At 65.8% G+C, this 13,212-nt stretch carries 10 protein-coding genes; all 10 read left to right on the top strand.

What is annotated here, in order from left to right; all coding sequences use genetic code 11:
- Positions 1-94 precede the first annotated feature (94 nt).
- The 10 genes from QCM77_RS13600 (at position 95) to bamA (ending at position 13,113) form a co-directional block, all read left to right on the top strand.
- A complete protein-coding gene (locus QCM77_RS13600; RefSeq protein ID WP_279664278.1) occupies positions 95-2,590 on the top strand; it encodes a caspase family protein in 2,496 nt (831 codons plus the stop codon).
- Positions 2,591-2,811: 221 nt separating this feature from the next.
- Complete coding sequence (locus QCM77_RS13605) at positions 2,812-3,807, top strand: 30S ribosomal protein S2 (RefSeq protein WP_279664276.1); 996 nt, start codon at positions 2,812-2,814, stop codon at positions 3,805-3,807.
- A 133-nt stretch (positions 3,808-3,940) separates the two neighbouring features.
- Complete coding sequence (tsf, locus tag QCM77_RS13610) at positions 3,941-4,864, top strand: translation elongation factor Ts (RefSeq protein ID WP_279664274.1); 924 nt, start codon at positions 3,941-3,943, stop codon at positions 4,862-4,864.
- Between the two features lie 60 nt (positions 4,865-4,924).
- The gene (gene pyrH, locus QCM77_RS13615; protein WP_279664271.1) at positions 4,925-5,641 is read left to right on the top strand and encodes a UMP kinase; all 717 of its coding nucleotides are present in this window, start codon (positions 4,925-4,927) and stop codon (positions 5,639-5,641) included.
- 67 nt (positions 5,642-5,708) lie between these two features.
- Positions 5,709-6,272 (top strand): ribosome recycling factor, encoded by a 564-nt coding sequence (gene frr / locus QCM77_RS13620; RefSeq protein ID WP_007603628.1) that lies wholly within the window; start codon positions 5,709-5,711, stop codon positions 6,270-6,272.
- A 93-nt stretch (positions 6,273-6,365) separates the two neighbouring features.
- Positions 6,366-7,124 (top strand): isoprenyl transferase, encoded by a 759-nt coding sequence (locus QCM77_RS13625; protein ID WP_279664265.1) that lies wholly within the window; start codon positions 6,366-6,368, stop codon positions 7,122-7,124.
- A complete protein-coding gene (locus QCM77_RS13630) occupies positions 7,121-7,963 on the top strand; it encodes a phosphatidate cytidylyltransferase (protein WP_279664262.1) in 843 nt (280 codons plus the stop codon). Before QCM77_RS13625 ends, QCM77_RS13630 begins: the two co-directional genes overlap by 4 nt.
- Before the next feature lie 4 nt (positions 7,964-7,967).
- Positions 7,968-9,191 (top strand): 1-deoxy-D-xylulose-5-phosphate reductoisomerase, encoded by a 1,224-nt coding sequence (gene dxr / locus QCM77_RS13635; RefSeq protein WP_279664261.1) that lies wholly within the window; start codon positions 7,968-7,970, stop codon positions 9,189-9,191.
- Positions 9,192-9,235: 44 nt separating this feature from the next.
- Positions 9,236-10,387, top strand: a complete 1,152-nt coding sequence (gene rseP / locus QCM77_RS13640; protein ID WP_279683908.1) for an RIP metalloprotease RseP — start codon at positions 9,236-9,238, stop codon at positions 10,385-10,387.
- A gap of 188 nt (positions 10,388-10,575) precedes the next feature.
- Positions 10,576-13,113 (top strand): outer membrane protein assembly factor BamA, encoded by a 2,538-nt coding sequence (bamA, locus tag QCM77_RS13645; RefSeq protein ID WP_279664257.1) that lies wholly within the window; start codon positions 10,576-10,578, stop codon positions 13,111-13,113.
- Positions 13,114-13,212 lie beyond the last annotated feature (99 nt).

A 13,212-nucleotide genomic window follows, 5' to 3' on the forward strand; every position in this document is an offset into this window, starting at 1 on the left:
TTTCGTTAGCCAGGCCTTTCGTTCAAGTGCCGTTCAGCCGGGCGCGCGTCTGATGTGTGGCGGCACCTCAACAACAATAGCGGGCAAGTAAGCCATGCGTGGGACGCTCAGAGTCTTCATCTGCCTTCTCCTGCCGATCGCGGTCCTTGCCGCGGGAGCGCCGGATCCGGCGCGTGCGCAGCAGCAGGAAAAGCGCATCGCGCTCGTGGTCGGCAACGGCGCCTATGCCAAGTCGCCGCTGGCGACGACCGCGAACGATGCCGGCCTGATCGCGCAGACGCTGCAGGCGGCGGGCTTCGACGTCGTCGGCGCCCGCGATCTCGACGGCGACACGCTGCGCAAGAGTTTTCGCGATTTCATCCAGAAGGCGCAGGCCTCCGGCCCCGGCACCGTCGCGATGATCTATCTCGCCGGCTACGGCGTGCAGCTCGCGGGTGAGAACTATTTCATCCCGGTCGATTCCAACATCACCCGCGACACCGACATTCCGACCGAGGGCCTGCGCATCAGCGACTACGCGCGCCAGCTCGCTTCCGTTCCGCTCAAGGCCAACATCGTCGTGCTCGATGCCGCGCGGGCGCAGCCCTTCGTGGAGGGCGGCCAGCAGATCGCCAGCGGACTTGCGCTGGTCGAGCCCGACGCCAACATGCTGATCGCCTTCAATGCCGCCCCCGGCACGGTAGCGCCGGAGGAACCGGGGCCATACGGCATCTACGCGCAGTCGCTGGCGGAGATGATCCGCACCGGCGGCCTGCCGCTACCCGATGTGTTCGATCGCGTTCGCCTGCGCGTCAACGAGGCCAGCAAGGGCGCGCAGGTACCCTGGAACGAGCAGAAGATTTCCGCGCCATTCTCGTTCTTCGAGCGCGGGCCCGACGCGCCGCCGCCGGAGACGGCACCCGACCAGGTCGCTGCGATTCGCAACAAGCCGATCCGCGATCTCGGCGTGCAGGACGCCTATGCTGCCGCGCTCTCGCGCGACACGCTGCCGGCTTATGAGGAATTTCTCGGCGCCTACCCTAACGATCCGATGTCGAAGCGCGTGATGGCGATCGTGGCGGCGCGCCGCGAGGCCATCACCTGGCGGCGGACCTACCGGAACGACACGCCGGAGGCCTATTGGTCGTATCTGCGCCGCTATCCACGTGGCCCGCATGCGGGTGATGCGCGCCGGCGCCTGGCGATCCTCACCGCGCCGGCCGAGCCGCCGCCGAGCTTCGCGATGATCGACTACGACGTGCCCCCACCGCCGCCGGAGGAGGTGGTCTATGTCGACCGTCCCGTGCTGTATTTCAGCGATCCCGATTTTGGCTTCGCGCCGCCACCGGCGCCGCCGGTCTACTATCTGCCGCCGCCGCCTCCGGATTTCGTCGTGCTGGAGCCGCCGATGCCGGTGGTGGGCCTGTTCGTGCTGCCGCAGCCGATGTTCGTGCCGATCCCGGTGTTCTTCAGGCCGCCGGTCTATGTCGCGCCGCCGCCGAACAACATCATCTATCAGAACATCCATAATACGACGGTGATCAACACGGTGATCAACCGGCCGCCGGCGCCGCCGGTGGGTGCGGGTACGGGTGCCGGACCAGGCAATCTCACGCCGGCCGTTGCCGGCCGCGCCAACCCGGCCGGTCCAGCCATGCCGCAGGCGGCCGTGCAGCGCGCCGCCCTGATCCAGCAGGGCAAGGCGCCGATGCCGCCGAGCGCGACGATCCAGCCGACGGTGAGGCCAGGAACGCCTCCGGCAACGCCGGCCAATGTCGCGCCGACCGGTACGCCACCGGCCGCGCCACCGGCCAGGTTGCCCCAGGCCAACACGCTGCCGGTTCCCGGCACCCATGGCGGTCCGCCTGTACCGCCAGCGGGGGCCGGGCATCTGCCGGGCGGCAGACCCGGGCTGCCGACGGCCACTGCACCCGGCGCACCGCCGCCGACGCATCCGGGGGCGCCGACGACTGCTGCTCCCGGCACCACGCTGCCGGCTCATCCCGGTGCGCCAACCGCTGCCGCGCCGACGACAGCTACGCCGTCCACGGCGAACCCGGCCGCGGCGCCCGGCCAACCGCAGAAGCCGCCCGTGGCCCAGACCGCGCCTGGGACCGGGCCTGGGGAACATGGCAAGTCCGCGACCCGCGAGCCGGCTGGCTCGCCGCCTGCTGCCCGCACGCCTCCTGGCGCAGCTGGACGACCGGTCACGACGCCGCCCTCGGCCGCGCGCGAGCCGATCAGGCCGCAGAATCAGCCGTCGGCTGCTCCCGCACAGGCCGCCCGGCCGTCGGCACCACCGCCGCGGCCTCAGGCCGTGGCGAGACCGACGCCTCCGCCGCCAGCGGCCGTGGCGCGTCCGACACCGCCGCCTCCACCGCGTGTCGCATCGCCTCCGCCGGCCCGGGTGGCTCCGCCCGTGGCAGCCGCTCGGCCGGCGCCGCCGCCAATGGCCCGACCCGCGCCGCCACCGCCGGTAGCCCGGCCGGCGCCACCGCCGCCGCCCCGGATGGCCGTCGCGCCTCCGCCGCGCCCGGCAGCACCTCCGCCGCGCCCCGCGGCCCCGCCGCCGGCGGCAAAGAAGTGCCCGCCGAACCAGCCCAAATGCTAGGCAGATGCTAGGGCGCAGCGTGGTCTTTACGGAAGGGGGCCTCTCGCGGGCGACAGCCGCCCCGAAAGGCCCTTATTTCCTTGCTTCTGGCCGAAATCGCGCTATACACCGCGCCATCTCACACGGAAGCATGGCTCACAAGGCCGTCCGGTGGCAGCCGGGGCGACAACGCTCCGTTCTGCTCACACGCTTCCGGAGGAACCAACCGGAGAATTAGAACGATGGCACTACCCGATTTCACTATGCGTCAGCTCCTCGAAGCCGGCGTGCACTTTGGTCACCAGTCTCACCGCTGGAATCCGAAAATGGCACCGTTCATTTTCGGGGCTCGCAACAACATCCACATCGTCGACCTCGCGCAGACCGTGCCGTTGCTGCATAACGCCTTGCAGGCGGTCAGCGACACCGTCGCCAAGGGCGGCCGCATCCTGTTCGTCGGCACCAAGCGCCAGGCGCAGGACGGCGTCGCCGACGCGGCCAAGCGCTGCGCGCAGTACTTCGTCAATTCGCGCTGGCTCGGCGGCACGCTGACCAACTGGAAGACGATCTCGGGCTCGATCAAGCGCCTGCGTCACCTCGACGACGTGCTCGCCGGCGGCGACGCCTCCTCCTACACCAAGAAGGAGCGCCTGACGCTTCAGCGCGAGCGCGACAAGCTCGACCGCTCGCTCGGCGGCATCAAGGACATGGGCGGTCTGCCCGACCTGATCTTCGTGATCGACACCAACAAGGAAGACATCGCGATCCAGGAAGCCCAGCGGCTCAACATCCCGGTCGCCGCGATCGTCGACACCAATTCGGATCCGAAGGGCATCACCTATGTGGTGCCGGGCAATGACGACGCCGGCCGCGCCATCGCGCTCTATTGCGATCTGATCGCGCGCGCGGCGATCGACGGCATTTCGCGCGCCCAGGGCGATTCCGGCATCGACGTCGGTGCTTCGGTGCGTCCGCTCGCCGAAGAGCTGCCGGCTTCGTCGCCGAGCGGCTTCCAGGGCCTTGCTGGTCCGCGTGGCACTTCCGACGACCTCAAGAAGCTCCCGGGCGTGTCGGGTGCGATCGAGAAGAAGTTCAACGACCTCGGCATCTTCCATTTCTGGCAGCTCGCCGAGCTCGATCACGACACCGCGCACAAGATCGGCGAAGAAGTCGGTCTGCCGAGCCGGGCCGATGCCTGGGTGGCCAAGGCCAAGGCGCTGACCGCGGAAGCGGAATAGTCAAAAAGAGCGATGGGTTGGCCGGATAAGCTCCGGCCACCATTTCAGTTGACGCGAATTCCTGAGATGGACCGCGGCGGGGCAATTCAATGCCACGCCGCGGCGAACCGGCAGGCAAAAAGGATTTTCAACGATGGCAACGATCACAGCTGCGATGGTCAAGGACCTGCGCGAGTCGACCGGCGCAGGCATGATGGACTGCAAGGCCGCGCTGACCGAAAACGACGGCAACTTGGAAGCGGCGCAGGATTGGCTGCGCAAGAAGGGCCTGTCGAAAGCCGCCAAGAAGTCGGGCCGCGTCGCCGCCGAGGGTTTGATCGGCGCGCTCACCAAGGGCACCAAGGGCGTCGTGGTCGAGGTCAACTCCGAGACCGACTTCGTCGCGCGCAACGGCCAGTTTCAGGGCCTCGTCAAGATGGTCGCCCAGGTCGCTTTCGACGTCGGCGCCGATGTCGAGAAGGTCAAGGCCGCCAAGGTCGGCGAGGTCACGGTCGAAGCTGCGATCAATGACGCGATCGCCACCATCGGCGAGAACATGACGCTGCGCCGCGCAGCATCCCTCGAGGTGAGCCAGGGCGTCGTGTCGAGCTACGTTCACGGCGCGGTCATCGAGGGCGCTGGCAAGATGGGCGTGATCGTGGCGCTGGAATCGCCGGGCAAGGCCGACGATCTCGCAGTGCTCGGCCGCCAGATCGCGATGCATATCGCGGCCGCCAATCCGCTGGCGCTCGATCCGTCCGGCCTCGATCCGGCGGTCGTCAAGCGCGAGAAGGACGTGCTCGCCGACAAATATCGCCAGCAGGGCAAGCCCGAGAACGTGATCGAGAAGATCGTCGAGTCCGGCCTCAAGACCTACTACAAGGAAGTCTGTCTGCTCGAGCAGGCCTTCATCCACGACACCGGCAAGTCGGTGGCGCAGGCGGTGAAGGAAGCCGAAGGCAAGGTCGGCGGCGCGGTGAAGATCGCGGGCTTTGTGCGCTATGCTCTCGGTGAGGGAATCGAGAAGCAGGAAAGCGACTTCGCGGCCGAGGTCGCGGCGGCCAGCGGCAAGAAATAAGCGCCGGAACGTTCCTTCCGGCGTGCCGCCGGAAGCGGCACCCGGACAAGGAAAGTGCTCATGACTGATCCGGTCTATCGTCGCGTCGTGATCAAGCTGTCCGGCGAATATCTCGCGGGACCGCAGGGTTTTGGCATCGATCAGCCGACCATCGACCGGGTTGCCGACGATCTGATCGCAGCTCGCCATCTCGGCACCGAGGTCGCCGTCGTGATCGGTGGCGGCAACCTCTTCCGCGGCGTCGAGGTCTCCTCGCGTGGCGTGTCGCGCCCGACCGGCGACACCATGGGCATGCTCGCTACGATGATGAACTGCCTCGCGCTCGAAGCCACCATCGAGCGCAAGGGCACGCCGGCGCGCACGCTGTCGGCCTTCGTCATGCCCGAAATTTCCGAGCTGTTCACGCGCGCCGCGGCGCACAAATACCTTGCCGAGGGCCGGATCGTGCTGCTCGGCGGCGGAACCGGCAATCCGTTCTTCACCACCGACACGACCGCGGTGCTGCGCGCCGCCGAGATCGGCGCCCAGGCGGTGCTGAAGGCGACCAATGTCGACGGCGTCTACTCGGCCGACCCGAAGCAGGATCCGACGGCGACGCGATTCGACCGCCTGACGCATTCGCAGGCGATCGAGGGCGGCTACAAGGTGATGGATGCGACCGCCTTCGCGCTTGCCCGCGAGACGTCGCTGCCTATCATCGTGTTCTCGATCGCTGAGCCGGGTTCGATCGGCGCTGTACTGCGTGGCGGCGGCCACGGAACCATTGTCGCCGGCTGACGGCTCGTCGTTGCGCCCTTTAGGTAAGGGTGCGGAGAGGTCGCCGGGATTTTGAAGGAGAAACGTGATGGCCACGGATAATTTCGACCTCAACGAAGTGAAGCGCCGCATGCAGGGCGCCATCCAGTCGCTCAAGCACGAACTCGGCGGCCTGCGCACCGGTCGCGCCTCCGCCTCGATGCTCGATCCGGTGCAGGTCGACGCCTATGGCAGCCACATGCCGCTCAACCAGCTCGCCACCGTCAGCGTGCCGGAGCCGCGCCTGATCTCGGTGCAGGTCTGGGACAAGTCGATGGTCAAGGCGGTGGAGAAGGCAATCGTCGATTCCAATCTCGGCCTGTCGCCGGCGACCGAGGGCCAGGTGCTGCGCCTGCGCATTCCCGAGCTCAACGAGGAGCGTCGCAAGGAGCTCGTCAAGGTCGCGCACAAATACGCGGAAGCCGCCAAGGTCGCCGCGCGCCATGTCCGCCGCGACGGCCTCGACGTTCTCAAGAAGCTCGAGAAGAATCACGAGATGTCCGAGGACGATCAGAAGCGCCACGCCGACGAGGTGCAGAAGGCGACCGACGGCACGATCTCCGAGATCGACCAGTTGCTGGCCGCCAAGGAAAAAGAAATCCTCACCGTCTAAAGCGCGATGGATCGCGCTTTAGGTTATTGTTCGCGCATGATCTTTTCGGAAAACCGCTTCGCACTTTTCCGGATCATGCTTTGAGGCAGCCTCATGTCCAACGCCGCCGCGCCCGCAACGGAAGGACCCGATCGGTCCGACGCGCCTGCGCATGTCGCCATCATCATGGACGGCAACGGGCGTTGGGCGGCCGCGCGCGGCCTGCCGCGGGCCGAAGGCCATCGCCGCGGCGTGGAGGCCCTGCGCCGCGTGGTTCGCGCGTCGCATGAGCTCGGCATCCGCCATCTCACCATCTTCTCCTTCAGCTCGGAAAACTGGTCGCGCCCGGCGAGCGAGATCGGCGATCTCTTCGGCCTGTTGCGCCGCTTCATCCGCAACGATCTGGCGAGCCTGCATCGCGATGGCGTCAAGGTCCGCATCATCGGCGAGCGGGACGGGCTGGAAGGCGACATCTGCGCACTCCTCAACGAGGCGGAGGAATTGACGCGCGACAACACGCGCCTCACGCTCGTCGTCGCCTTCAACTACGGCTCGCGGCAGGAGATCGCGAAGGCGGCGCAGAAGCTCGCGCGCGAAGTCGCCGAGGGTCGGCGCGATCCCGACACGATCGATGCCGAGACACTGGGGGCGCATCTCGACGCGCCCGACATTCCCGATCCTGATCTCATCATCCGCACCAGTGGCGAGCAGCGGCTGTCCAACTTCCTGATGTGGCAGGCCGCCTATAGCGAGCTCGTCTTCGTGCCGATTCACTGGCCCGATTTCGACAAAGCGGCGCTGGAAGGCGCGATCGCCGAATTTGCCAGGCGCGAGCGCCGTTTCGGCGGCCTGGTCGCGAAAACCGCCTCGTGAGCGAACCCGAGGCCGCACCGGCCGGCTCTCAGCCTGCCCCGAGCAATCTCGTGATGCGTATCCTCGCAGCGCTGGTGCTGGCGCCGCTCGCCATTGCGCTCGCTTATGCCGGCGGCTGGCTGTGGGCGCTGCTCGTCACCCTGGTGTCGATCGGACTGTTCGCGGAATGGCTGATGGTGGTGGGAGCGGGATCGGTCGTGCTGACGGGGGCAGGGACCATCGTCATCGCCATGATGGGATCCTGCGTCGCCTTCGGCGCGCTGAAGACCGCCGTCGTCACCGGCCTGATTGGCGGTGCGATCGTGGCGGTGATCGCGCGGGGCAAGTTCATCTGGGCGGCCTCCGGATTCGCCTATGCATCGGCGGCGCTGCTGGCCTCGATCCTGCTGCGGCAGGATCTCGTGAACGGCTTCGCCGCGCTGATGTTCGTGCTGCTCGTGGTGTGGGCGACCGATATCGGCGGCTATTTCGCCGGCCGCGGCATCGGCGGACCGAAGCTGTGGCCGCGCGTGAGCCCGAAGAAGACCTGGTCCGGCGCGGTCGGCGGTTTTGCAGCGAGTCTTTTGGTTGCGGCCGCCTTTGCCGCTTGCGGGCTCGGAAAGATGGTTCCATTGCTGCTGGTCAGCGCCATCCTGTCGGTCGTGTCGGCATGCGGCGATCTGTTCGAATCCGCGGTGAAGCGGCGCTTCGGTGTCAAGGATTCCAGTCACTTAATTCCCGGCCACGGCGGCCTATTGGACCGTCTGGACGGTTTTGTCGCCGCCGTCCTGGTGGCATGGATTATCGGCTTCCTCCGCCATGGTGTGCATAGCGCCGGAAGCGGTCTTATGGTTTGGTGAGGATATGAGCGCGGTTCCATTGCGTAACAACAAGGCTGCGACGTCGACCGTCCGCAGCGTCACGGTTCTCGGCGCCACCGGCTCGATCGGCGACAGCACGATGGATCTGCTGCGCGCCTCTCCCGAGCGCTACCGTGTCGAGGCGCTGACGGCGAACGGCAATGTCGCAGCGCTGGCCAAGCTCGCGAAGGAGTTTTCCGCGCGCTACGTGGCGATCGCCGACACCTCAAAGCTTGCCGAGCTCAAGGCTGCGCTCGCGGGCACCAGCACCGAATGCGGCGCTGGCGAAAGCGCGGTGATCGAGGCCGGCGCGCGTCCGGCCGATTGGGTGATGGCCGCCGTGAGTGGCGCCGCCGGACTGAAGCCGGCACTGGCGGCGGTCGATCGCGGCGCGCATGTCGCGCTCGCCAACAAGGAATGTCTGGTCTGCGCCGGCGACTTCTTCATGCAGCGCGCGGCGAAAGCGGGTGCCTGCATCCTGCCGGCCGATTCCGAGCACAATGCGCTGTTCCAGGCGCTCGGCTCAGGCAATCGCGACGAACTCGTCCGCGTCATCATCACGGCCTCCGGCGGCCCGTTCCGGACCTGGAAACCTGCCGACATCGAGCAGGCGACACTCGAGCAAGCCCTGAAGCATCCGAATTGGAGCATGGGCCAGAAGATCACGATCGATTCCGCCTCGATGATGAACAAGGGACTCGAGGTGATCGAGGCTTCCTATCTGTTCGCGCTGAGCCCGGACGAGATCGACGTCCTCGTTCATCCGCAGTCGATCATCCACGGCATGGTCGAGTTCTCCGATCGCTCGGTCGTGGCCCAGCTCGGGGCACCCGACATGCGCACGCCGATCGCGCATTGCCTCGGCTGGCCCGACCGCATCAAGGGCCCGGCGGCCAGGCTCGATCTGGCCAAGATCGGCCAATTGACCTTTGAGGCGCCGGATTTCGAACGGTTCCCCGGGCTGCGCCTGGCCTTCGATTCGCTCCGGACCGGGAAGGGGGCAACCACCGTCTACAACGCCGCCAACGAGGTCGCGGTCGCCGCCTTCATCGCCGGCAAGATCCGGTTCGGCGCAATCGCCCGGCTGGTGGAGGCGACGCTGGACGACTGGATCCGTGGCGGGAACCAGGCGCCCCTGACCTCAGCCGACGATGCAATCTCTGTTGACCATGTTGCGCGAAATAGAGCTGCCGCCCTATTGCCTCAAATTGCCTTAAAGGCATCCTAGATGGTTCGGAGCCAGGGCCTTGCGGCGCTGGATGAGGGAATTCGATGATCGACTTTTTCATCCATAGTTTCAATACGTTGAGCCATGGGCTCCTCGGCTATGCGGTTCCCTTCCTGTTCGTCCTGACCATCGTCGTGTTCTTCCATGAGCTCGGCCATTTCCTGGTCGCGCGCTGGGCGGGCGTTCGCGTGTTAACTTTTTCGCTCGGTTTCGGACCTGAGCTGGTCGGATTCAACGACCGCCATGGCACCCGCTGGAAGATCTCGGCGATCCCGCTCGGCGGCTATGTCAAGTTCTTCGGGGACGAGAGCGAGGCTTCGACGCCGTCGTCCGAGACGCTCGCGGCCATGACGGCCGAGGAGCGTGCCGGCAGCTTCCATCACAAGAAGGTCGGCCCGCGCGCCGCCATCGTCGCCGCCGGACCGATTGCCAATTTCATCCTGGGCGCGCTGATCTTCGCCGCCATGGCGCTGTATTACGGCAAGCCGAGCACGATCGCGCGCGTCGATGGTGTCGTCGTCGACGGGGCTGCTGCCGCGGCCGGCTTCAAGATCGGCGACGTCGTCGTCCAGATCGATGGCAAGCCGATCGAGAGCTTTGCCGACATGCAGCGAATCGTTGCGATGAATGCGGGTTCGGCACTTGCCTTCGAGGTCAAGCGGGATGGCACCATCGTGTCGTTGACCGCGACCCCGGCGCTGCTCGAGCGCAAGGATCCCTTCGGCAACAGCCACCGCCTCGGCGTGCTCGGCGTCGAGCACAAATCTCAGGCCGGTGAAGCCTCGACATCGCCGGTCGGCGTCGGCGAAGCGCTCAAGATCGGGGTCGAGCAGGTCTGGTTCATCATCACCAGCACCTTCAAGTTCCTGGGCTCACTGTTCGTCGGAAACGGCAATCCGAACGAGGTCAGCGGCGTGCTTGGCATTGCGAAGATGTCGGGGCAGGCGGCCAGCGCCGGGTTCCAGTTCGTGATCAACCTCTGCGCGGTGCTGTCGGTGTCGATCGGCCTGTTGAATCTGTTCCCGATCCCGCTGCTCGATGGCGGTCACCTTATGTTCTATGCGGCGGAGGTGGCCCGCGGCCGGCCTCTGTCCGAGCGGACTCAGGAGATGGGGTTCCGAATCGGGCTCGGCCTGGTGCTGATGCTGATGGTGTTTGCCACCTACAACGACATCTTGCGGATGGCCGCGTCCTGATAGGGGCTTTTTCGTGGCGTTGCTCTTGGCGTTGCTCTTGGGCAACGTCTTGGAATGAAAATGAAATTACGGCGCGCTCGACCGTTTGCGGCGTCGGTGAAATTGGCTACAAGCGGCGTGAACTTGGGGAATCTCCAGACCGGCGTTGGGGTTGGGTCTGGTGCGGAATGATAAGGGCGCGTTGCGCAATGAAGTTTGGACTGCGACTCCGGGGGGGCTTGCTCGCAACCCTGATCATGTTCGGCGCGCCGGTGCTTGCCCCGGTTGGGGCTGCTTTTGTGTCTTCGTCGGCGCTCGCTCAGACCGTGCAGTCGATTTCCGTCGAGGGAAATCGCCGTGTCGAGGTGGAGACGATCCGCTCCTATTTCAAGCCGGGTCCGGGCGGTCGCCTGGATCAGGGCGCTATCGACGACGGCCTCAAGGCGTTGATCGAGACCGGCCTGTTCCAGGACGTGAGGATCAACCGCGGCGCCGGTGGCCAGATCGTCGTCTCCGTGGTGGAAAACCCGGTGATCGGCCGCATTGCCTTCGAGGGCAACAAGAAGATCAAGGACGAGCAGCTCACGGGCGAAGTCCAGTCCAAGGCGCGCGGCACCTTCTCCCGCGCCATGGTGCAGTCCGACACGCTGCGAATCGCCGAAATCTATCGCCGCTCCGGCCGCTACGACGTGCGCGTCACGCCTGAGGTCATTGAGCAGCCGAACAACCGCGTCGACCTCATCTTCACGGTCGAGGAGGGCGCCAAGACCGGCGTCAAGTCGATCGAATTCGTCGGCAACAGCGCGTTCTCGTCGTACCGCCTGCGCGACGTCATCAAGACGCACGAATCGAACCTGCTGAGCTTCCTCGCCAGCAGCGACATCTACGATCCCGATCGCGTCGAAGCCGACCGCGACCTGATCCGCCGCTTCTATCTCAAGAACGGCTTTGCCGACGTCCAGGTCGTGGCCGCGCTCACCGAATACGATCCGGAGAAGAAGGGCTTCAACGTCACCTTCAAGATCGAGGAAGGCTCGCAATATCGCGTCGGCGCGATCGACTTCCGCTCCAGCATTCCGAACTTCGATCCCACCTCGATGCGCAACTATTCGCGCGTCAATGTCGGTTCGCTCTACAACGTCGAATCGGTCGAGAAGTCGGTCGAGGAGATGCAGATCGAGGCCTCGCGCCGCGGTTATGCCTTCGCCGTGGTCCGTCCCGGCGGCGACCGCAACTTCGAGGCGCACACCGTGTCGGTCGTGTTCAACATCGACGAGGGCCCGCGCACCTATATCGAGCGCATCAACCTTCGCGGCAACACCCGCACGCGCGACTACGTGATCCGTCGCGAGTTCGACGTCTCCGAGGGCGATGCCTACAACCGCGCGCTGGTCGACCGTGCCGAGCGCCGCTTGAAGAACCTCGACTATTTCAAGAGCGTCAAGATCACGACGGAGCCCGGCTCGTCGAGCGACCGCGTGATCCTGCTCGTCGACATGGAAGAGAAATCGACCGGCGACTTCTCGGTCTCCGGCGGTTACTCCACGACGGACGGCGCGCTGGCCGAAGTCTCGGTCTCCGAACGCAATTTGCTCGGCCGCGGCCTGTTCGCCAAGGCGGCTGTGACCTACGGCCAGTATGCGCGCGGCTACTCGCTGTCGTTCGTCGAGCCCTATCTGCTCGACTACCGTGTCGCGCTGGGTCTCGACCTCTATCAGCGTGAGCAGAAGTCCAACAGCTACATCTCCTATGGCACCAAGACGCTCGGTTTCTCGCCGCGCCTCGGTTTCTCCCTGCGTGAAGATCTGTCGCTGCAGCTGCGTTACTCGATCTACCGGCAGGAAATCACGCTGCCGTCCTACTTGGCGAACTGTAACAACATCGTCGGTTCGTCGGCCTTCAACCCGAGCCCGGCCTTCGCCGCGTCGCAGACGCCGGCAATCGACCTGAGCTCGACCAATGGCCTCGGCTGCTACAGCGACGGTGAAGCCTCGCTGCCGGTGCGCAAGGAGCTTGCCAACGGCAAGACGCTGACCTCCGCGCTCGGCTACACGCTGTCCTACAACACGCTGGACAATAACAAGAACCCGACCGACGGCCTGCTCGTCGATTTCCGTCAGGACTTTGCCGGCGTCGGCGGCGACGTCTCCTACCTGAAGACCGTGGCGGACGGAAAGTACTACACTCCGCTGGTTTCGGACATCGTCGGCCTCGTCCACCTTCAGGGCGGCATTTTGACCAAGATGGGCGACGATCTACGCATGCTCGACCACTTCCAGATGGGCGCGAATCTCGTCCGCGGCTTTGCGCCGAACGGCATCGGCCCGCGCGACCTCAATCCCTTCGGTACGCAGGACGCGCTTGGCGGCACCAAGTATTGGGGCGCTTCGTTCGAATTGCAGATGCCGTTCTGGTTCCTGCCGAAAGAAGTGGGTCTGAAGGGCGCGGTCTATGCCGATGCCGGCGGCTTGTATGACTACAAGGGACCGACGACGTGGGGCGTGACTGGCGAAACGACCACGCCGGGTAACTCTGGCTGCACGGCGTCGACCACCAATCCGGCCACGCCGGGAACCTGTACCGGCCTGATTTACGACGACAGCAAGGTTATCCGATCGTCGGTCGGCGTCGGCCTGATCTGGGCCTCGCCGTTCGGTCCGCTGCGCTTCGACTACGCCGTGCCGCTCAGCAAGGGCAAGTACGACCGTACGCAGGAGTTCCGGTTCGGCGGCGGCACCTCGTTCTAATTCGATCAGCACGGCACGATCCGGATCGCTGGAGCCGGTTTCCGAAAGGGATCGTGCCAATCCAAGAGATGAGGCATGATGCGGCCTTGCCGCTTCGTG

Origin of the sequence: Bradyrhizobium nivariense, assembly GCF_029846695.2 — a bacterium.
Taxonomy (GTDB): Bacteria; Pseudomonadota; Alphaproteobacteria; order Rhizobiales; family Xanthobacteraceae; genus Bradyrhizobium.

What these genes read in the sequence shown, in the direction of transcription:
- QCM77_RS13600 (WP_279664278.1), top strand. Translation starts at nt 95, where the DNA reads ATGCGTGGGACGCTCAGAGTCTTCATCTGCCTTCTCCTGCCGATCGCG.
- QCM77_RS13605 (WP_279664276.1), top strand. Translation starts at nt 2,812, where the DNA reads ATGGCACTACCCGATTTCACTATGCGTCAGCTCCTCGAAGCCGGCGTG.
- tsf (WP_279664274.1), top strand. Translation starts at nt 3,941, where the DNA reads ATGGCAACGATCACAGCTGCGATGGTCAAGGACCTGCGCGAGTCGACC.
- pyrH (WP_279664271.1), top strand. Translation starts at nt 4,925, where the DNA reads ATGACTGATCCGGTCTATCGTCGCGTCGTGATCAAGCTGTCCGGCGAA.
- frr (WP_007603628.1), top strand. Translation starts at nt 5,709, where the DNA reads ATGGCCACGGATAATTTCGACCTCAACGAAGTGAAGCGCCGCATGCAG.
- QCM77_RS13625 (WP_279664265.1), top strand. Translation starts at nt 6,366, where the DNA reads ATGTCCAACGCCGCCGCGCCCGCAACGGAAGGACCCGATCGGTCCGAC.
- dxr (WP_279664261.1), top strand. Translation starts at nt 7,968, where the DNA reads ATGAGCGCGGTTCCATTGCGTAACAACAAGGCTGCGACGTCGACCGTC.
- rseP (WP_279683908.1), top strand. Translation starts at nt 9,236, where the DNA reads ATGATCGACTTTTTCATCCATAGTTTCAATACGTTGAGCCATGGGCTC.
- bamA (WP_279664257.1), top strand. Translation starts at nt 10,576, where the DNA reads ATGAAGTTTGGACTGCGACTCCGGGGGGGCTTGCTCGCAACCCTGATC.